The organism is Streptomyces umbrinus (genome assembly GCF_030817415.1).
Lineage (GTDB): Bacteria > Actinomycetota > Actinomycetes > Streptomycetales > Streptomycetaceae > Streptomyces > Streptomyces umbrinus_A.
In genome coordinates this window covers 3,377,037-3,397,274 of the sequence record NZ_JAUSZI010000002.1, presented here as the reverse complement: position 1 = coordinate 3,397,274, position 20,238 = coordinate 3,377,037, and the positions used below count along the sequence as shown (strand labels likewise).

17 protein-coding genes are annotated in these 20,238 nt (G+C 70.3%); 8 read left to right on the top strand and 9 right to left on the bottom strand.

Annotated features, from left to right (window positions below; all coding sequences use genetic code 11):
• Positions 1-123 precede the first annotated feature (123 nt).
• Together QF035_RS14965 and QF035_RS14960 are read right to left on the bottom strand one after the other, a co-directional pair.
• Positions 124-1,155 carry a LacI family DNA-binding transcriptional regulator gene (locus QF035_RS14965; protein WP_307520809.1) on the bottom strand — a complete coding sequence of 344 codons (1,032 nt, stop codon included), beginning with the start codon at positions 1,153-1,155 and terminating at the stop codon, positions 124-126.
• Positions 1,152-3,575, bottom strand: coding sequence for a glycoside hydrolase family 2 protein (locus QF035_RS14960; RefSeq protein WP_307520808.1), 2,424 nt, complete (start codon positions 3,573-3,575; stop codon positions 1,152-1,154). The genes QF035_RS14965 and QF035_RS14960 overlap by 4 nt, the downstream gene beginning before the upstream one ends.
• Before the next feature lie 161 nt (positions 3,576-3,736).
• On the opposite strand from QF035_RS14960, the gene QF035_RS14955 reads away from it, so the two are divergent.
• Genes QF035_RS14955 through QF035_RS14945 form a run of 3 tightly spaced genes read left to right on the top strand, consistent with a single transcriptional unit; the run spans position 3,737 to position 6,833 of the window.
• Positions 3,737-5,053 carry an ABC transporter substrate-binding protein gene (locus tag QF035_RS14955; RefSeq protein ID WP_307520806.1) on the top strand — a complete coding sequence of 439 codons (1,317 nt, stop codon included), beginning with the start codon at positions 3,737-3,739 and terminating at the stop codon, positions 5,051-5,053.
• Positions 5,053-5,997 carry a carbohydrate ABC transporter permease gene (locus tag QF035_RS14950; RefSeq protein ID WP_307520804.1) on the top strand — a complete coding sequence of 315 codons (945 nt, stop codon included), beginning with the start codon at positions 5,053-5,055 and terminating at the stop codon, positions 5,995-5,997. The genes QF035_RS14955 and QF035_RS14950 overlap by 1 nt, the downstream gene beginning before the upstream one ends.
• 5 nt (positions 5,998-6,002) lie before the next feature.
• Positions 6,003-6,833: a carbohydrate ABC transporter permease gene (locus QF035_RS14945; protein WP_307531123.1), complete on the top strand. Its 831-nt coding sequence runs from the start codon at positions 6,003-6,005 to the stop codon at positions 6,831-6,833.
• Positions 6,834-6,893: 60 nt separating this feature from the next.
• On the opposite strand, the gene QF035_RS14940 is transcribed toward QF035_RS14945, so the two are convergent.
• Complete coding sequence (locus tag QF035_RS14940) at positions 6,894-8,180, bottom strand: ribonuclease D (protein ID WP_307520802.1); 1,287 nt, start codon at positions 8,178-8,180, stop codon at positions 6,894-6,896.
• Positions 8,181-8,296: 116 nt separating this feature from the next.
• A complete protein-coding gene (locus QF035_RS14935; RefSeq protein WP_307520801.1) occupies positions 8,297-8,959 on the bottom strand; it encodes a response regulator transcription factor in 663 nt (220 codons plus the stop codon).
• 434 nt (positions 8,960-9,393) lie between these two features.
• Between QF035_RS14935 and QF035_RS14930 the strand changes: the two genes are divergently transcribed.
• A complete protein-coding gene (locus QF035_RS14930; protein ID WP_055616735.1) occupies positions 9,394-10,020 on the top strand; it encodes a DUF3000 domain-containing protein in 627 nt (208 codons plus the stop codon).
• Between the two features lie 97 nt (positions 10,021-10,117).
• The gene (gene hemE / locus QF035_RS14925) at positions 10,118-11,185 is read left to right on the top strand and encodes a uroporphyrinogen decarboxylase (protein ID WP_307520800.1); all 1,068 of its coding nucleotides are present in this window, start codon (positions 10,118-10,120) and stop codon (positions 11,183-11,185) included.
• Between the two features lie 55 nt (positions 11,186-11,240).
• Here the strand turns inward: hemE and QF035_RS14920 are convergent, their stop codons facing one another.
• Positions 11,241-12,062: a rhomboid family intramembrane serine protease gene (locus tag QF035_RS14920; protein WP_307520798.1), complete on the bottom strand. Its 822-nt coding sequence runs from the start codon at positions 12,060-12,062 to the stop codon at positions 11,241-11,243.
• A gap of 103 nt (positions 12,063-12,165) precedes the next feature.
• Here QF035_RS14920 and QF035_RS14915 point away from each other — a divergent pair, with 103 nt between their 5' ends.
• On the top strand, positions 12,166-12,516 hold the full coding sequence (locus QF035_RS14915; protein ID WP_307520797.1) for a hypothetical protein: 351 nt from the start codon (positions 12,166-12,168) through the stop codon (positions 12,514-12,516).
• Positions 12,517-12,710: 194 nt separating this feature from the next.
• On the opposite strand, the gene QF035_RS14910 is transcribed toward QF035_RS14915, so the two are convergent.
• Positions 12,711-14,114: an FAD-dependent oxidoreductase gene (locus QF035_RS14910; RefSeq protein WP_307520796.1), complete on the bottom strand. Its 1,404-nt coding sequence runs from the start codon at positions 14,112-14,114 to the stop codon at positions 12,711-12,713.
• A gap of 67 nt (positions 14,115-14,181) precedes the next feature.
• Complete coding sequence (locus QF035_RS14905; RefSeq protein WP_307520795.1) at positions 14,182-15,177, bottom strand: DUF4349 domain-containing protein; 996 nt, start codon at positions 15,175-15,177, stop codon at positions 14,182-14,184.
• Between the two features lie 183 nt (positions 15,178-15,360).
• Between QF035_RS14905 and hemG the strand changes: the two genes are divergently transcribed.
• Together hemG and hemQ are read left to right on the top strand one after the other, a co-directional pair.
• Positions 15,361-16,845 (top strand): protoporphyrinogen oxidase, encoded by a 1,485-nt coding sequence (gene hemG, locus QF035_RS14900; RefSeq protein ID WP_307520794.1) that lies wholly within the window; start codon positions 15,361-15,363, stop codon positions 16,843-16,845.
• 4 nt (positions 16,846-16,849) lie between these two features.
• Positions 16,850-17,587, top strand: a complete 738-nt coding sequence (gene hemQ, locus QF035_RS14895; RefSeq protein WP_307520793.1) for a hydrogen peroxide-dependent heme synthase — start codon at positions 16,850-16,852, stop codon at positions 17,585-17,587.
• 85 nt (positions 17,588-17,672) lie between these two features.
• Here the strand turns inward: hemQ and QF035_RS14890 are convergent, their stop codons facing one another.
• A complete protein-coding gene (locus QF035_RS14890) occupies positions 17,673-19,247 on the bottom strand; it encodes an alpha/beta hydrolase (RefSeq protein ID WP_307520792.1) in 1,575 nt (524 codons plus the stop codon).
• 129 nt (positions 19,248-19,376) lie between these two features.
• Positions 19,377-20,153, bottom strand: coding sequence for a TIGR04222 domain-containing membrane protein (locus QF035_RS14885; protein WP_307520790.1), 777 nt, complete (start codon positions 20,151-20,153; stop codon positions 19,377-19,379).
• Positions 20,154-20,238: the final 85 nt, after the last annotated feature.

Here is a 20,238-nt window from a genome sequence, read left to right as displayed (position 1 = left end):
TCGTGGCTGATCGCGCAGTTCCCCGCGCCCCTCAATAGACAGAAGCAGGGGCGCAGCCCCGCTTTCAGGGGCGCGGGGAACTGCGCGACAAGCCACGACGCACCCGCACCCCCGTACTAGCCCCTACCGCGGCGGCGCCGTGGACCCCCGGGGGGTCAGCACGGGCGTAGGCACCGGATGCGACCCCCCACCCCCTTCCCCCGTGACGACGCCGAACAACGTTCGAGCAACGTCGGCCCCGAACCCATGCACGTCATGGCTCATCGCGGACAGCGTCGGATGCGTCAGCCGGCACAGCTGGGAGTCGTCCCAGGCGAGCAGCGACACATCGCCCGGCACCGACAGCCCCATCTCCGCGGCCACCGAAAGACCAGCCACCGCCATGATGTCGTTGTCGTACACGATCGCCGTAGGCCGATCACCCGCTGCGGCGGTCAGCAGCCACCGCGTCGCCCTCGCCCCCGCGTCCCCCGAGAAATCCGTGGCCACCTGCTGGGCCCCGGCCAGCTCAAGGACCCGCGCCGCCTCGTCGAACGCGGCGGTACGGATCGCCGTGTGGCCGAGCGCGGCCGCACCGCCGACCCGGGCGACCCGCCGATGCCCGAGCGCCGCGAGATACCGCACGGCCTCGGTGACGGCGGTCGCGTCGTCGGTCCACACGGAGGTGAGGCCGCCGGTGAGCGAGGGGTGTCCGACGGCCACGACGGGCATGCCGAGCCGCTCGACGGCGGGCACGCGCGGATCGTCGGCCCGGAAGTCGACCAGGATCGACCCGCTGATCTGCTTGCCCCGCCACCAGGAGTCCTGGAGCCCGACCTCCTCCTCCACCGTGCGCACGAGCCGCAGCAGCAGGGAGCACGAGTGCTCGGTCAGCACGCTCTCCACACCCGAGATGAACTCCATGTAGAACGGTTCGAGCCCGAGCAGCTTCGCCGGCCGGCAGATGGCGAGGCCGATCACATCCACGCGCCGATTGGAGAGCGACCGGGCGGCGAGGTTGGGCGCCCAGCCCAACTCGCGCGCCGCCTCGAAGATCCGGTCCCGGGTCGCGTCGGCGAGCCCCGGCTTGTGGTTGAAGGCGAGCGACACGGCCCCCTTGGACACCCCGGCGCGGGCCGCGACGTCCTTGATCGTGACGCGGGGTGGTGTCGTCATCGGGCGGGCTCCACGCAGTACAGGGCGGATCGTGCGGTCTCCGCGTCCAGATCGTCCAGAGTCTCCCAGCCGCGCACGCCGAAGGTCACCTGTTCTCCGGGAAGCAGCGTCACGAGCCCCCGGTCGGCCGACGCCGAGGGCGCCAGCCGGTCGGCCTGCAGCAGCAGATCCCGTACGAGCGTATGGGCCGTGACGGTCACCTGATCGCCGCCCGGAGAGACCGAGATGTCGAACCGCGGCCGGGGGTACGGGACTTCACGGTCCGGCACCGGAAAGTGCAGCGCCCGCAGAACGTCCCCGCCCCCGTCCGAGCCCGCGTCCCCGTCCGCCACCAGGAACTCCTTGGGCCCGACAGGCTCCAGCTCCCTCGGCACACGCACATCGGCGACGGCCCGCGCCCCGGCGTCGAACCCCACACTTGCCTCGGCCACGACATCCCCCTCCACCGACATCCGGCGCAACGTCAGGCGGCCCTTCCAGGGATCAGCGGCCTGGTTGATCACCGCCAACACCAGCCCCTCACCCCGCGGTTGAAGCGTGAGCAGCCGGTCCGCGTACAGCCTCTTCAGCTCGTGGTAGAGCGGCTTCTCGCGGCCGTCGCCGTCGATCGCCGCCCAGGAGGTCACCGGCCAGCAGTCGTTGAGCTGCCAGACGATCGTGCCCGCGCACACCGGCCAGTGGGAGCGCCAGTGCTCGATCCCGGCGGCTACGGCCCGTGCCTGGTTGACCTGGGTGAGGTAGTGCCACCGGTCGAAGTCGCCCTCGAAGAAGCCCTGTTCGGGCACGGGGAAGTGCCGGGCGAGCCCGCGCATCAGCTTGCCGTTGCCGTCGTCGGCCTTCTGGTGGTGCAGCATGCCGGGGGAGTCGGGCGCGAGTTGCTCGTCGGGCAGGGCGCGCCGCAGCGTGGCGTACGCGGGCGGTGCCTGCCAGCCGAACTCGGCCACGAATCGAGGGACATGGAGCCGGTAGTCCGCGTAGTCCTCCCGGTTCCACACCTCCCAGGAGTGGTGCGTGCCGTGCGCCGGATCGTTCGGGTGGCGGTCCCAGGAACCGGACCAGGGGCTGCCCGGCGTGTACGGCCGTGTCGGGTCCAACTCGGCGACGACACGCGGCAGTAGACCGAGGTAGTAGCCCTCGCCCCACGAGTCCCCGGCCAGCCGCTGCTCCCAGCCCCAGTCCTTGAAGCCCCACAGGTTCTCGTTGTTGCCGTTCCACAGCACGAGCGAGGGGTGCGGCATCAGCCGTACGACGTTCTCGCGCGCCTCGGCCTCCACCTCGCCCCGCAGCGGCTGTTCCTCGGGGTAGGCGGCGCAGGCGAAGGGGAAGTCCTGCCAGACCAGCAGGCCCAACTCGTCGCAGGCGTCGTAGAAGTCCTCGCTCTCGTAGATGCCGCCCCCCCAGACGCGTACGAGATCCACGCCCGCGTCGGCCGCCTGGGTCAGCCGGGTGCGGTACAGCTCGCGGGTGATCCGGGACGGGAGGACGTCGTCCGGGATCCAGTTGACGCCCCGGGCGAAGAGCCGCTCGCCGTTCACGACGAGGGTGAAGCCCGACCCGTGCTCGTCGGACCCGCGGTCCAGCTCGACGGTCCTGAAGCCGATCCGGCGCCGCCAGATGTCCAGCAGCCCCTCGTGGCCGAGCCACAACTCGACGTCGTACAGCGGCTGTTCGCCGTACCCGCGTGGCCACCACAGATCGACCTCCGGCACTTCGAGGCGGACGACCCCGCTGGTGCCGTCGACCGTCGCCTCCGCCCGGATGCCGCCGATCCTCGCGCCCAGGGTGAGCCCCGCCTCGACCCTGGTCCGTTCGACGTCGACGTACAACTCGACGCGCCCCACGCCCTGTTCGACCGTCACGACCGGACGCACCCGGGCGATCCGTGCCGTCGACCAGTGCTCCAGGCGCACCCGCTTCCAGATGCCGGCCGTCACCAGTGTCGGCCCCCAGTCCCAGCCGAAGGAGCAGGCCATCTTGCGGATGTACTGGAAGGGCTCGGGATAGGCGTTCGGCCGCTCGCCGAGCCGCCCGCGCACCGCCTCCGCCTCACCGTAGGCCGAGCGGAAGTTCACCGAGAGCCGGCCGCCGAGCCCCGTGATGTCGAAGCGGTGCGAGCGGTGCATGTTCCGTACGGAGCCCAGGAGTCGACCGTCGAGCCGGATCTCCGCCGCGGTGTCGAGACCGTCGAGGACGAGGTCCGTCTGCTCGTGCCCGCCCGGGATCGGGGTGAGCGTCGTCTCGTACGTCCAGTCGCGCCGCCCCACCCACGCCACGTCGGTCTCGTTCCGCCCGAGGAACGGGTCCGGGATGACCCCAGCCGCCAGCAGATCCGTGTGCACACAGCCCGGCACCGTGGCGGGGAGCGCGGCCCCGTCGTGCCGCAGGATCCATCCCTCGTCGATCGGTGTGACGTCCAGCATGCGCACTCCTAAACCGGTATAGGACATTGCTGACCAGGGCTGGTACACACTCTTGAATCGTTGGCCGAAATAAGGACTTTACCGGTTTAGTGGCGACTGCCAGAGTGCGGAACCAGCCATCCCCACTCGTGCTCATCCGTCCCTGAACGGAGCTGGTGCAAATGAACCGCCGCACGAAACTCGCCGGAAGTCTCCTCGCCGCCGCACTGCTGGCCGCGGGCTGTACCGGAAGCGGAGGCACGTCGAAGGGCGCGGACGCCAAGGCCCCCGTCGACCCGGACAAGGTGACCGGCACGATCACGGTCCTCACGCACCGCACCGACCTGGTGCAGGACGGCACGATGAAGAAGTACGCCGCCGAGTTCAACAAGGACTATCCCAAGGTCAAGGTCGAGTTCGACGCCCTCACGGACTACGAGGGCGAGGTCAAGATCCGGATGAACACCGAGAACTACGGCGATGTGCTGATGATCCCCGCCGTGATCAAGAAGAGCGACTACCCCAGGTTCTTCGCGTCCCTCGGCACCGAGACCGAGCGCGCGAAGAAGTACCTGTTCACCGACTTCACCACGGTCGACGGCAAGGTCTACGGGCAGAGCCCGATGGGAGCGCTCCCCGGCTTCCTCTACAACAAGCGGGTCTGGAAGGAGGCCGGGATCACCGACTGGCCCACCTCACCGGCCCAGTTCATCGACGGTCTGAAGGCCATCAAGTCCAAGACCGACGCGATCCCGTACTACACGAACTTCAAGGACATGTGGCCGCTGACGAACTGGACGTACGTCGACGGCGCTGTCAGTTGTGACCCGAAGGCGACGAGCAGGCTAGCCGAGGGCGACCCATGGGCCGAGGGCGAGGACCTGCGTATCGGCGACACCATGCTGTACGACATCGTGCGCGGCGGGCTGATCGAGAAGCACCCGACGACCACCAACTGGGAAGCCTCCAAGCCCAAGTTGGCCAACGGAGACATCGCCACGATGTGGCTCGGCTCCTGGGCGGTCACCCAGTTCCGGGCGGCGGCGAAGCAGGCGGACGCGAACCCGGACGACATCGGCTTCATGCCCTTCCCCGCCCAGCAGGACGGGAAGTTCTGCGCGACCATGTCGCCGGACTACAACCAGGCCGTCAACGTCAACTCGGACCACAAGGAGGCGGCCCGTGCCTGGATCGACTGGTTCACCGACAAGTCCGGCTACGCGGCCGACAACCTGACCCTCTCGCCCGTCAAGGGCGCCCCGCTGCCCGAGGTGCTGCAGCCGTACGAGGACGCGGGCGTGAAGCTCATCGAGCTCGACGACGCCAAGGGCGCTGCGGTCAAGGAGATCGACAACCAGTCCGAGGTCGGCATCTACAAGCCCGACTACCGCCAGGACCTCGTCGACCTGGCCCGCGGCGCCAGGAAGGGCAGCCTCGACGACTTCCTGGGCGACCTGGGCAAGCGCTGGGAAGAGGCGCGGAAGTCCTCGGGGTCCTGATGACGGACACCACCGAGAAGGCGGCGCGGCCGAAGGAGGCCGCGCCCGCCGCCCGCCCGGCCCGCGCCCCACGCCGTCTGCGCCTGAGGAGGGGCCTGACCCCGTGGCTCTTCCTCGCCGCCCCGCTGGTCCTGCTGATCACGTTCACCTACGCGCCGGTCGCCAACATGGTCGCGTACAGCTTCACCGACTGGGACGGCGTCAGCCCCGAGCTGAGCTACACGGGCGCCGAGAACTACGTCGAACTCTTCACCCGCCCCGAGCTGTTCGAGGTCTTCTTCGTCAGCGGCTACTACCTGGCCGCATCGGTGATCCAGATAGTCGCCGCGCTCTACTTCGCGACGGTCCTGAGCTTCAACGTCCGCTTCCGGAACTTCTTCAAGGGCATCCTCTTCTTCCCGTACCTGATCAACGGGGTCGCGATCGGCTTCGTCTTCCTCTACTTCTTCCAGGACGGCGGCACGCTCGACTCGGTGCTGAGCCTCTTCGGCGTCCACTCCGACCGCGCCTGGCTGGGTACCCCGGTCTCCGCGAACGTCTCGCTGGCCGGCGTCTCCGTCTGGCGCTACATGGGCCTGAACTTCGTCCTGTTCCTCGGCGCCATCCAGTCCATCCCGGGGGAGCTGTACGAGGCCGCCGAGCTGGACGGGGCGAACCGCTGGCACCAGTTCCGGTACATCATCGCGCCCGGCATCAGGCCCGTACTCAGCCTGACCGTCATCCTCTCCATCTCCGGCTCGCTGTCGGCCTTCGAGGTGCCGTTCATCATGACCGGCGGCGCGACAGGCACCGAGACCTTCGTGATCCAGACGGTGAAGCTGGCCTTCCAGTTCAACAAGACGGGGCTCGCCTCGGCGGCCGCGGTCGTGCTCCTGCTGATCATCCTGGCGGTGACGTGGGTGCAGCGACGCCTCGTCCCGGACGACAAGGTGGATCTCGTATGAGCCGCATGTCCCGCAGCGGGATCGCCCGGACCCTCACCTACCTGTCACTGGTCGTCGCGAGCGTGGTCGTCCTGCTCCCGCTCCTCGTAGTCCAGCTCACCTCCCTCAAGTCCGAGAAGGAGATGGCGAACGACAGCGGGGCGCTCCAACTCCCGGACGACCTGCTGAACTTCGACAACTACGTGACGGCGTTCCAGGACGGCCGGATGCTCTCCGCGTTCGGGAACACCGCGTTCATCCTGCTGTTCTCCGTCACCGCCACGGTGATCATCGGGTCGATGGCGGCGTACGCGATCGACCGCTACACCTTCCGCTTCAGAAAGCTGGTCGTCGCGCTCTTCCTGGTCGCCACGCTCGTACCCGGCGTGACCACCCAGGTGGCGACCTTCCAGATCGTCGACAGCTTCGGCATGTTCGACAGCCGCTGGGCACCGATCGTGCTCTACATGGGCACGGACATCGTCTCGATCTACATCTTCCTGCAGTTCGTCCGGTCGATCCCGGTCTCCCTGGACGAGTCCGCCCGGCTCGACGGCGCGAGCGCCTTCACGATCTACCGGAAGATCATCCTTCCGCTGCTGAAGCCCGCGATCGCGACGGTGGTCATCGTCAAGGGGATCACGGTCTACAACGACTTCTACATCCCGTTCCTCTACATGCCGTCCGAGGATCTTGGCGTGATCTCAACGTCCCTGTTCCGCTTCAAGGGCCCCTTCGGAGCCCACTGGGAGACGATCGCGGCAGGAGCGATCCTCGTGATCCTGCCGACCCTGCTCGTCTTCCTGTTCCTGCAGCGCTACATCTACAACGGCTTCACGAGGGGCGCGACGAAGTAAGGACGGCCCGCCGCCCCGTCAGGGGCGCGGGCCGTTCAGGGGCGATCCGGCGAACCTCGCCTACTCCTTGGTCTTGGCCTTGGCGGCCAACGCCACCACCAACACCGGCGTGACCTGCTCCACCTGCCAGGGCCGAGCCCCGTACCCGGCGAGCGCGGCCGCGACCGACTCCGCGTCCGCGGAAGCAGGCGGCTCCCAGCAAACCCGCCGAACCGTGTCAGGGGTGATCAGGTTCTCCTGAGGCATGTTCAGCGTCTCCGCCAGCGCGGAGACGGCGGCCCGCGCCGCGGACAGCCGAGCCGCGGCCACCGGGTCCTTCTCCGCCCAGGCCCGCGGCGGCGGAGGCCCGGTCACCGGCTGTCCGGGCTGCGGCAGCTCGGCGTCCGGCAGCTCCTTCGCACGGTCGACGGCGGCCTGCCACTGCTCCAGCTGACGTCGCCCCATCCGGTGCCCGAATCCGTTCAGCGCGGCGAGCGCGTGCACGTTGGCCGGAAGTGAGAGGGCGGCTTCCACGATGGCCGCGTCCCCGAGCACCTTGCCGGGCGAGATGTCCCGGCGCTGCGCGACCCGGTCCCGGGTCTCCCACAGCTCCCGTACGACCGCCATCTGCCGGCGGCGGCGCACCTTGTGCATGCCGGACGTACGGCGCCACGGGTCCTTGCGGGGCTCCGGCGGGGGCGCCGAGGCGATCGCGTCGAACTCCTGGCGGGCCCACTCCAGCTTGCCCTGCCGGTCGAGCTCCTTCTCCAGCGCGTCCCGCAGGTCGACGAGCAGTTCCACGTCGAGCGCGGCGTAGCGCAGCCACGGCTCGGGCAGCGGACGCGTCGACCAGTCGACCGCGGAGTGTCCCTTCTCCAGTACGAAGCCCAGGACGCCCTCGACCATCGCACCGAGGCCGACCCGCGGGAACCCGGCGAGCCGTCCGGCCAGCTCGGTGTCGAACAGGAGGCTGGGGACCATGCCTATCTCGCGCAGACACGGCAGATCCTGGGTGGCCGCGTGCAGCACCCACTCCACCCCGGAGAGCGCCTCGCCGAGGCCCGACAGGTCGGGGCAGGCGACGGGATCGATCAGTGCGGTGCCCGCGCCCTCGCGGCGCAGCTGCACCAGATACGCGCGCTGGCCGTAGCGATAGCCGGACGCCCGCTCGGCGTCCACGGCGACGGGGCCGCTGCCGGCTTCGAACGCGGCGATCACCTCGGCGAGCGAGGCCTCGTCGGCGATGACGGGCGGAATTCCGTCGCGGGGCTCCAGCAAGGGGATCGGCGCCGGTTCGACGTCGTCCGGAGGAGCGCCTCCGGTGGTTCGCAGTGAACTGTCTGCTGCGGTCTCTTGGGCGTCGGTCACCTGTCAAGGGTATCCGTGTATGGACGACGCCCGTCGACGGAACGTTCCGTCGACGGGCGTCTGAGGGTCGTAAACCAGTCAGGTCAGTGAATCCTGAATCATCAGTGAATCCTGAATCAGTGGATGATCCCCGTCCGCAGCGCCACCGCGACCATTCCGGCGCGGTCGCCCGTGCCGAGCTTGCGGGCGATACGGGCGAGGTGGCTCTTCACGGTCAGTGCGGACAGGCCCATCGAGACACCGATGGCCTTGTTCGACTGGCCCTCCGCCACCAGCCGGAGCACCTCGACCTCACGGCCGGACAGCTCGCGGTAACCGCCCGGGTGGCTCGGGGAGCCCGGGGGACGGCGGTGCATACGGGCGGCGGCCGAGCCGATCGGGACGGCGCCCGGCCGGGTGGGAAGCCCGAGGTTCGTGCGGGTGCCGGTGACCACGTAGCCCTTGACGCCGCCCGCGAGGGCGTTGCGTACGGCGCCGATGTCGTCGGCGGCGGACAGGGCCAGGCCGTTCGGCCAGCCGGCGGCCCGGGTTTCGGACAGGAGGGTGAGGCCGGAGCCGTCGGGGAGATGGACGTCTGCGACACAGATGTCGCGGGGGTTGCCGATGCGGGGACGAGCCTCCGCGACGGACGAGGCCTCGATCACGTCGCGAACACCGAGCGCCCACAGGTGGCGGGTGACGGTGGAGCGCACACGGGGATCGGCCACGACCACCATCGCGGTCGGCTTGTTCGGGCGGTAGGCGACCAGGCTTGCGGGCTGCTCGAGGAGAACGGACACCAGGCCTCCTGGGGTGCGGGACGGGGGACCGGCTGTGGGGATGAAGCCGGGACGAACCGTGCTTTCAAGGTCACAGAGGTCTTCGGCACCAAACCCGTCCGCCTTTAGAGAATGATCACGATTTGGTGAGTAACAATGCGTGCAATTCGGACGGGCGATCGATCATCCGAAGATCGAAACGAGTTCGCTCCCCTTCGTTACGCGGCTGAAAGTGGTCGTATCGACAAAAGGGCAGAAGCGTTCGTGCACCGGCCGGGGGGCTTCCGGAGACGGCCCGAGCCCTCAAAACCCCAAGAAGAAGTGCCGTGTTCGCGCGATGTGATCCGGACAGTGGTCCCACGCACGGGTGTCTCTCCCTGCGCGAAGGCTCTGTTCCCCTTAATCTTCCCCGCATGGCTGCGGCTCAGGGACGACTGTCGGACGGCGCTGGCGGAATGGACGACCCGAAGGAGGGGGAGCGGGATGCGATGGAGGCGGCTCCGCTGCCTTTCCGGGCCGCTGTCGACGCGTTGAGGGCCGCGCGGCTGCGGCCGCAGATCGAGATCGACCCGACGAAACCGCCGCAGCGGCTCGCCCCCTTCACCTACGCATTGGAGGCCACGGTCGTCGACGGCGACGAGGATCTGGCGGACGGCCGGCTCGTCCTGCTCCACGACCCGGCGGGACACGACGCCTGGCAGGGCTCGTTCCGCCTGGTGACCCTGGTCCGCGCGGAGCTGGAGGCCGAGATGGCCACCGACCCGCTGCTCCCCGAGGTCTGCTGGTCCTGGCTGACCGGCGCGCTCCAGGCCCGCGGCCTCTCCTACGGCGAACCCAGCGGCACGGTCACCCGGGCCGGCTCCCACTACTTCGGCGGCCTCGCGGACCGGCCGGCCAACTCCCAGATCGAGATCCGCGCCTCCTGGACACCCCGCGAAGGCCTCGGCGGTGTGCCCGACACCGCCTCCCATCTGGCGTCCTGGTGCGACCTCCTGGCCCAGATCGCCGGCCTCCCGCCGGCCGCCCCGGGCGACGCCTCCATCGTCAGCCTCCCGCAACGCCGGGGCCCCCAGTCCCGCTGACCCGGACCGCCGCGCCCCTCTCCCCCTCCCACATGCGGGTCCGGGCGCGGCAGTACCCGGGACCGGGGGCCGCGTCGACCGTGGGAGACTTTTCGGCGTGAGCGCCATTGACCGCCCCAAGGGCCAGCAGCCGACAGCGACGTACGACTCCACCTTCCTCAAGGCGTGCCGACGCGAGCCCGTGCCGCACACGCCCGTGTGGTTCATGCGGCAGGCGGGGCGGTCACTGCCCGAGTACCTGAAGGTGCGCGAGGGCATCCCCATGCTGGAGTCCTGCACGCGGCCCGAGCTGGTCACCGAGATCACGCTCCAGCCGGTACGGCGGCACAACGTGGACGCGGCGATCTACTTCAGCGACATCGTCGTACCCCTGAAGGCCATCGGTGTCGACCTCGACATCAAGCCCGGTGTGGGTCCGGTCGTCGAGAAGCCGATCCGCTCCCGCGCCGACCTCGCCCAGCTGCGCGACCTGACGCCCGAGGACGTCTCGTACGTCACCGAGGCGATCGGAATGCTCACGAGCGAACTCGGCCCGAAGCCCCTCATCGGTTTCGCCGGTGCGCCCTTCACGCTCGCCAGCTACCTCGTGGAGGGCGGGCCGTCCCGCAACCACGAGCACACCAAGGCGCTCATGTACGGCGACCCGCAGCTCTGGGCCGACCTGCTCGACCGGCTCGCTGACATCACGGCCGCCTTCCTCCGGGTGCAGATCGAGGCGGGGGCCAGCGCCGTCCAGCTCTTCGACTCCTGGGTCGGCGCGCTCGCGCCCGCCGACTACCGGCGCTCCGTGATGCCCGCCTCGACGAAGGTGTTCAAGGCCGTGGAGGAGTACGGCGTCCCGCGCATTCACTTCGGTGTCGGTACGGGCGAGCTGCTCGGGCTCATGGGCGAGGCCGGTGCGGATGTCGTCGGCGTCGACTGGCGGGTGCCGCTCGACGAGGCCGCCCGTCGCGTCGGCCCCGGCAAGGCGCTCCAGGGCAACCTCGATCCCGCGGTCCTCTTCGCCCCGACCGAGGCCGTCGAGGAGAAGACCCAGGAGGTCCTCGACGCCGCGGCCGGTCTGGAGGGGCACGTCTTCAATCTCGGGCACGGTGTCCTGCCGTCGATGGATCCGGATGCGTTGACCCGGCTTGTGGAGTACGTGCACGTGCGTACCGCGCGATGACGCTCCGCTGGTAGCGAGTGGTTCGTCTGCGGGTCGGTGGGGGCTGGCCGCGCCCCTATGGGGCGCGGGGGTGTGCTCGTCTTCCCCACAGCAGGCCTCGGGGCTCGGGTGGCGGTGTCGTGCCCGGGCGCAGGGGCCAGGCGAGGAGCATGCCCGCCAGGAAGCCGACGACGTGGGCCACGTACGCCACGGTGCCGGCCGTCGAGACGCCGGTGCCGGACGAGTACACCGCCTGGAGGACGAACCAGGAGCCCAGCACGATCCACGCGGGCAGGCGCAGCGGCAGGAAGATCAGGAACGGGACGAGGACCCAGACCCTGGCCTTCGGGTAGAGCACCAGATACGCGCCCAGGACGCCGGCGATCGCACCCGACGCGCCGATCAGCGGGTCGCCGGAGTCGGCGTTGACGAGGGCGAAGCCGTACGCCGCCGCGTAGCCGCAGACCACGTAGAACAGCACGTAGCGGATGTGGCCGAGGCGGTCCTCGATGTTGTTGCCGAAGATCATCAGGAACAGCATGTTGCCGAGCAGGTGCAGCCAGCTGCTGTGCAGGAACATCGCCGTGAGGACCGACACCGGGGGCGACTTGTCGTAGCCGGGCGGGCCGACGAGGCAGCCGGCGCCCTGCGGGCCCACCCCCACGTCACCGGTGGGGACGGTCGTCGGGGTCTGTCCGTGGATCAGTTCCCGGGGCACCGCCGCCCAGTGGTCCAGGAACGCCTGGAGGTGGCACAGCTGGGCAAGGCCGCTCTCGCCGGTGATCGAGCTCGCCACACCCGGAGTGGCCAGGAACACCACGAAGTTGGCGGCGATCAGCGCGTACGTCACATACGGCGTGCGACGGACCGGGTTCACGTCATGGACGGGTATGACCACGCGGAAATCCTGCCCGGGTTCGGGGGACTCTGAACGGGACCGCGGGCGTGTGCGTATGTTTCGGCAACCGTCGTGATCCAAGCAACACGTGAGGAACAGGTCAATGAACGACCGAGTCACTCAGCCCCTGATCGCCACGCCGGACGGAGAGGCGGAGCTTTCCCTCGTGGTCAGGCTGTCGTGGGAGGACGTGGCCGCGCTCGGCCAGGAGGCAGGTCGGTTGTCCGCCAGCATGCAGCGGCCCGTGACGTTGGACGAGGCGGTGAGCCACCGGCTGCGGAGCCGGCAGGCGGGGTCGCATGCGCGGCCTCAGCAGGCGCCGCCGATGCCGCCTTCGGCGGTGTCTTCTGCGCCTGCGGTGTCGACCGTGTCGTCGTTGCCTCGGTCGCCCGGTGAGCAGGCTCGGCAGGCCATAGAGAAGATCAACGGGAACGGGTCGGCTCAAGGGGCTTGAGCGGGGTTGTCGGCTGCGGGTTTGCTGTGGCTGGTTGCGCAGTTCCCCGCGCCCCTGAATAGGCTGGGGTTGTGTGTGTTGGCTGACGGTCCGGTGGGGGCTTGTCGCGCGCGTTCCTCGCGCCCCTGAGTGGGCTGAGGTGTCGTCTCGAACACCGGCCCGGTGAGGGCTGAGCGCGCAGTTCCCCGCGCCCCTCAAGGGGCGCTGCCTGCTCGTACCGCGAGCACCGCCTTGCGGGCCGCTACCAGGATGGGGTCCCAGACCGGGGAGAACGGTGGGGCGTAGCCGAGGTCCAGGGCTGTCATCTGTTCGACCGTCATGCAGGCGGTGAGGGCGACCGCGGCGATGTCGACGCGCTTGGCGGCGCCTTCCCGGCCGACGATCTGGACGCCCAGGAGGCGGCCGGTGCGGCGTTCGGCGAGCATCTTGACCTTCATGGGATCGGCGCCCGGGTAGTAGCCCGCGCGGCTCGTCGACTCGATGGTGACCGTCTCGAACCGGAGGCCCGCCCGGCGGGCGTCCTTCTCGCGCAGGCCGGTACGGGCGATCTCCAGATCGCAGACCTTGCTGACCGCCGTGCCGACGACGCCCGGGAACGTGGCGTAGCCGCCGCCGACGTTCGCGCCGATCACCTGGCCGTGCTTGTTGGCGTGGGTGCCCAGGGCGATGTGGCGTTCGCGGCCCGAGACCAGGTCGAGGACCTCGACGCAGTCGCCGCCCGCCCAGATGTTCTCGTGCCCGCGCACCCGCATCGCCAGGTCGGTGAGCAGACCCCGGTGGTCGCCGAGCGGCAGCCCCGCGGTCTCGGCGAGCGCGGTCTCGGGACGTACGCCGATGCCGAGGACCACCACGTCCGCCGGGTACTCGGCGTCCTCCGTGGCCACCGCGCGGACCCGGCCGTCCTCACCGGTGAGGATCTTGGTGACCTCGGCGTCGTTCACCATCGTGATGCCGAGGCCCTCCATGGCCTCGTGCACCAGCCGGCCCATGTCCGGGTCGAGCGTCGACATGGGCTCCTGGCCACGGTTGACGACCGTCACCTCGTACCCGCGGTTGATCAGCGCCTCGGCCATCTCCACGCCGATGTAGCCCGCGCCGATCACGACCGCGCGGCGGCCCGCCGTACGGGCCAGCGTGTCGAGGAGGGCCTGCCCGTCGTCGAGGGTCTGCACGCCGTGCACCCCGGGCGCGTCGATGCCCGGGAGCGACGGCCGCATCGGGTGGGCGCCCGTGGCGAGCACGAGCTTGTCGTACGACGTCCACGCCTCGGCCCCGGACTCCAGGTCCCGGGAGCGTACGCGGCCGCCCGCGACGTCGAGTTCCGTGACCTCCGTACGCATCCGCAGGTCGATCCCGCGCGCCCGGTGTTCCTCCGGAGAGCGCGCGATCAACTGGTCCCGGTCCTCGACGTCACCGCCCACCCAGTAGGGGATGCCGCACGCCGAGTAGGAGGTGAAGTGGCCCCGCTCGAACGCCACGATCTCCAGCTCGTCGGGGCCCTTCAGACGGCGCGCCTGGGACGCGGCGGACATGCCCGCCGCGTCCCCTCCGACGACCACCAGGCGCTCTTGGGAACGGCTCGCACGGCTCATGCTCATACGAACACGCTACGGGGGTCCCGCATTTCGGTCCCGCTCCAGATCGCGCCGATTCGCTCGGGTCCGCTCAGTCCTTGTCGTCGCCCTCTGTCCGGACCGGCGGGGCGACCGGCAGCGAACCCGTGCCCGCGCCGCTCGGCGCCGCCGCGACCGGCCGGACCGGCGTCCGGCCACGCAGGAATCGCACCCACAGGAACAGCAGCAGCGCCGCGCCCACCAGGAAGGGCAGGACCGCCCCGAGAGCCAGCGCGATCCAGCGGAACATGGTGACGAACGCGTCCCAGCCGCCCCCGAGCGCGTCCGCGAACCCCGGGTCGTCGTCCTTGGCGACCTTCTTCACCGGCGTCTCGGACAGCGACAGCGTGATCGTCGCCAGGCTCGTACGGTCCTTCAGGGACGCCTGCTGGGCCAGCAGCGACTCCAGGTCGGCCTGACGGGTGCTCAACTCGCCCTCAAGGGTGACCACATCGCTCAGCTTGGTCGCCTGGTCCATCAGCTCGCGGATCCGCACCACGCTGGCGCGCTGCGACTTGATACGGCTCTCCACGTCGACGACCTGCTCCGTGACGTCCTCGGCCTTCGCCCTGCGGTCAATGAGCTTGCCCGAGCCCTCCAGCTCCGTGCGGACCTCCTCGTACTTGTCCGAGGGCACCCGCAGGACGACACGGGAGCGCTCGCGGCCCTCGGAGTCGCGGTCCGTGGTCTCGTTGCCGACCATGCCGCCCGCGTTCTCGACCACCGTGCGAGTCTCGTCGAGGGACTTCGGCACATCCTTGACCTGCACGGTCAGGGACGCGGTGTGGATGATGTGGGCGGTCAGTTTCGGTGGCGCGGCGGCCTGCTCGTTCTTGCCGCCGCTTGCATCGCTGTCGGCCGCGCCCGCGCCCGCCTCGTTCGCGCCCGGGGCGCCGGCGGCCTTGTCGGCATCCGAGCTCGAGGCCCCGCCGTCGGCCGCGCCCGTGCACCCCGTCAGGGCGAGGGCCGCGGCGAGGCACAGCGCCGAAAGGATCTGGACAGGTCGTGCGGATCGGTGCCTGGTCGTGCCACTGCCACGCGTCTGCATATCGGCTTACCCCCGAGGGTGTCGTGATGACTGACGCTCCTACGACGCAGAGCCCTTGTGAGACGTTGGCCGGATCCGGTCCCGAAGAGGTCACGGTCCGGACTCGTCATGGACACTCTCACCGGCACGTTCACGGGCACCGGGGCCCGCGGGACTGTCGGTGGGGTCTGGGACAGTGGAGACATGCACGCAGACACACGTACGGGCACGGGTCATGTCGTCGTCATCGGGGGCGGTATCGCCGGTCTGGCCGCCGCCCACCGGCTGCTGGACGACGGGGCGCGCGTGACCGTGCTTGAGGCCTCGGAGCGGCTCGGCGGAAAGCTGCTGCCCGGTGAGATCGCCGGAGTGCGGGTCGACCTCGGTGCCGAGTCGATGCTCGCCCGGCGGCCCGAGGCGGTGGCGCTCGCCCGCGAGGTGGGCCTCGCCGACCGGCTCCAGCCACCCGCGACGGCGAGCGCCTCGATCTGGACGCGCGGGGCGCTGCGGCCCATGCCCAAGGGGCACGTCATGGGCGTACCCGGAGACGCGGCCGCCCTCTCCGGAGTCCTCTCGGAGGAGGGCCTGCGCCGGATCGACCGCGACCGCGACCTGCCGCGCACGGAGGTCGGCGACGACGTGGCGGTGGGGGAGTTCGTCGCCGCGCGCCTCGGCCGCGAGGTCGTCGACCGCCTGATCGAGCCCCTCCTCGGCGGTGTCTACGCGGGCGACGCGTACCGCATCTCGATGCGCTCGGCCGTCCCCCAGCTCTTCGAGGCGGCCCGCACCCACACGTCGTTGACGGAGGCAGTCCGCGAGATCCAGACGAGGGCGGCGAAGAACCAGCAGACGGGGCCGGTCTTCACCGGCATCGAGGGCGGCGTCGGCGGGCTCCCGCTCGCCGTCGCGGAGTCGGTGCGCGCCCGGGGCGGCGAGATCGTCACGGGGGCACCGGTGACGGAGCTGCGGCGGGTCGAGGGCGAGGCGGCCGGGGCGGACGGCGGCGGGCGCTGGCGTGTCGTCGCCGGTGGTGACGTCCTCCATGCCGACGCCGTCGTGGTGGCGGTGCCCGCCGGTGCCGCGGCCGGGCTGCTCGGCGCCGAGGCCCCGGCCGCCGCGGCCGAGCTCGCGACCGTCGAGTACGCCTCCATGGCGCTGATCACCCTCGCCTACCGCCGCGACGAGATCGCCCTCCCCGAAGGGAGCGGTTTTCTGGTGCCGCCTGTTGACGGGCGCACCATCAAGGCCTCGACGTTCGCCTCCCAGAAGTGGGGGTGGATCGCGGAGGAGGACCCGGACGTCGTGGTCCTGCGCACGTCCGTCGGGCGCTACGGCGAGACGGAGATCCTCGGCCGGGACGACGCGGACCTCGTCGACGTGTCACGGCACGACCTGCGCGAGGCCACCGGCCTGCACGCCGAGCCCGTCGAGACCAGGGTGACCCGCTGGACCGACGGACTGCCCCAGTACCCGGTCGGGCACCACGCGCGCGTGGCCCGCATCCGCGAGCACGTCGGCAAGCTGCCGGGCCTCGCCGTCTGCGGAGCGGCGTACGACGGCGTCGGCATCCCGGCCTGCATCGCGAGCGCGAACGCGGCCGTGGACAAGCTGACCGGCGACCGCGCCGGACTCACGGACGCACTGATCACGAACCCGGTGCAGAGCCTGCACGGCGGAGCGGGAGAATAGCCCCATGAGTGACGACGCCCCCACCACCGGCCAGGCCAGGATCCCGAACGCCGGCAAGAAGGCCAAGGACCTCAACGAGGTCATCCGCTACACCCTCTGGTCCGTGTTCAGACTTCGAGACGTCCTCCCCGATGACGCTGCGCGCGCCGGGTACGCGAACGAGGTCCAGGAGCTCTTCGACCAGCTCGAAGCCAAGGACGTCACGATCCGCGGCACGTACGACGTGTCGGGGCTGCGCGCCGACGCCGACCTCATGATCTGGTGGCACGCCGAGACGGCTGACCAGCTCCAGGAGGCGTACAACCTCTTCCGCCGTACGAAGCTGGGCCGCGCGCTGGAGCCGGTCTGGTCGAACATGGCGCTGCACCGGCCGGCGGAGTTCAACCGCTCGCACATCCCGGCGTTCCTCGCCGACGAGACGCCGCGCAACTACATCAGCGTGTACCCCTTCGTGCGCTCCTACGACTGGTACCTGCTGCCGGACGAGGACCGTCGCCGGATGCTCGCCGACCACGGCAAGATGGCTCGGGGGTACCCGGACGTGCGTGCCAACACGGTTGCCTCGTTCTCGCTCGGCGACTACGAGTGGATGCTCGCGTTCGAGGCGGACGAGTTGTATCGCATTGTGGATCTCATGCGTCACCTTCGTGCGTCCGAGGCTCGGATGCATGTCCGGGAAGAGGTGCCGTTCTATACCGGGCGGCGTAAGTCGGTTGCTGAGCTGGTTGCCGGGCTCGCGTAGTCGCTCCTCGGGTGGGCTTGTACGTCGGCTGCGGGTGTGTGTGGGCTGGTCGCGCAGTTCCCCGCGCCCCTGAAGGGCGCCGCCCCTAAAGGGGCGCGACCGGGGTTGGCTCCTTGTGCGGTGCGCAGGTTGCGCGGCGCACCGGGAGCTTGCCCTCCAGCAAGTACGCGTCCAAGTAGGCGTTGACGCACTCGTTGGAGCCGCCGCCGATCCCGTGCGTGCCCGATGCCAGCTCTGTGACCAGTACTGAACCCGACAGGCGGCGGTGCGTCTCAAGGGCGCCGGTGTACGGGGCCGCGGCGTCCCGTTCGGCGGCCAGGATCAGGGTGGGCGGCAGTTCGCCGGGTGATGTGCCGACGTCGATCGGCCGTTGACGCGGCAGGGGCCAGTACGCGCAGGGCAGGTTCATCCAGACGTTGTCCCAGGTCTCGAACGGGGCCACGCGTGCGAGCCGGGTGTTGTCGCGGTCCCAGGTGTGCCAGGCCCGAGGCCAGGGCGCGTCGTTGCACTCGGTGGCGATGTAGACCGCCTTGCTGTTCTCCTGCTCCTCCACCGCGTCCGGGTTCGGCCCCGCCTGCCGGATCAGCGGCTGCGGATCGCCCTTCAGATAGGCGGAGAGCGCCAGCGCGCGCTGCGGCCAGTAGTCGTCGTAGTACCCGGCCTGCAGGAACGTGCTCTGGAGCTGCCCGGGACCGACCTTGCCGCCCGCGGGTTCGGCGGCGAGCCGCGCCCGGGCCTTCTCGTAACTGCGCAGTACTTCTTCCGGGGTGCGGCCCAGCCCGTACACCTTGTGGTGTTTGGCGATCCAGGTGCGGAAGTCGGCCCAGCGGCCCTCGAAGGCGACCGACTGGTCGAGGTTGTTCCGGTACCAGACCTTCTCCGGGTCCGGGTTCACGGCCGAGTCGAAGACCATCCGGCGTACGTGCGAGGGGAACAGCGTCGCGTACAGCGACGCGAAGTACGTGCCGTACGAGGCCCCCATGAAGGTCAGCTTCCGTTCGCCGAGGGCGGCGCGCAGGACGTCCAGGTCGCGGGCGTTGTTGAGCGAGGAGAAGTGCCGGATCTCGCGCCCCGACCGCTCGACGCAGCCGCGCGCGAACGCCTTGGCCCGCGCGACGCGCTCCTTCTTGTACGACTCCGAGGGGTACGTCGGCGACTGCGTGGGGCCCTTCAGGAGCCGCTTCGGGTCCTGGCAGGAGAGCGGCGCCGAGCGGCCGACCCCGCGCGGGGCGTAGCCGACGAGGTCGTACGCCCCGGCGATGCGCTTCCACTCGGGGATCATGCCGATCAGTGGGAAGTACATGCCGGAGGCGCCGGGACCGCCCGGGTTGAAGACCAGCGCGCCCTGCCGCGCCACCTGCCGCTTGCCGTCCTTGCCAGTGGCCTTCACCCGGCTGACGGTCAGCTTGATCTTCTTGCCCTCGGGGTGCGCGTAGTCGAGCGGCACCTCCACCGTGCCGCACTGCAGGCTGCCCGGGGTGTCCTGCTCCTGAGAGCAGTTGCCGAACCGGATGCCGTCGGCGGCGGCGCGCTGGGCGGCGACCGCCGTGCCGTGCAGTTCGGGCCGGCCGAGGGGGGTCTGGGCGCTGCCCGCGGGGGCGGCGACGACGGCGGTCAGAACCAGGGACCCGGCCGTTCCGTAGAGGGCGGCAGCTCGCATCGCGTTCCCTTCAGTGCACGGCAGCAGCAAAAGGGATATTTGGTTTGGTGCTTGGCGAAGTAAAGCACCGGCTCGCCGGTGTCGGCCCAATGACCCCGATGCGCGTCCGGCGCGCGTCCAGGGCGCGCTCTAGGCGTGCGGTTCGCGGTGCGCGAAGGCAGCCCGGAGGCCCGGTTCGCCGATCGCGCGGATGCCGCGTACGGCCACGGTGGTGAGGTACGTACGGTCGTCGCTGCCTGTGTCCGCGCGGCGGGCCAGGGCGCTCAGCAGGTGCTGGCCGGCCGGGGACGCCCAGCGCGTGTAGGGGTGGACCTCGATCCGGGCTATGGCGAGGCAGCTCAGGGTGAGGATGAGCGGGAGCGTGAACCAGATGGCCACCAGGGCCCGGTTCTCCTGCGCCTGAGACGGCATCAACAGGGCGACCGCGCCCAGCACCAGCACGGCCGCCGCTGCGGCCCGCACCTGGCGCACCGCACCCGCGACGGTGGTGCGGGCGCCGTCCGGCACGGCGAGGCCCGCCGCGACGAGGCGGTCGGCGAGGACACGTACGGATTCCGCGGCGGCCGCGGTCGTACGGACCGGCGCGATCCGGGACTGTCCGTACGGGCCTATCGCGCCCAGTACCGAGCGCTCCATCTCGTCCCGGCCGCGCGGGTCCACGACGGTCGCCCAGCCCGTGTGGGCGAGCAGCAGGCGGCGCTGGCGGGCCATCGACACCAGTGTCAGATCGGCGACCCGCGCGGGGCCGCCCGACAGGAACGCCGCCTCGTACAGCGTGAGACCGCGGCCCTGGAACCGGTCCGTCTCGTCGACGACGGCGGCGGCGCGGACCGAGGCCAGGCACAGACGCGTGCACGTGGTGCCGGCCGCGACCCAGGCCAGGAGCAGGAGGAGGACCCAGAACATGCGGGATTTCTATGCGAAGGAGGCCCGGGCGCGCCACGGCTTGTTCACAATTTGGACGGAGCGTCGCCACAGTGTGACGTTTCGC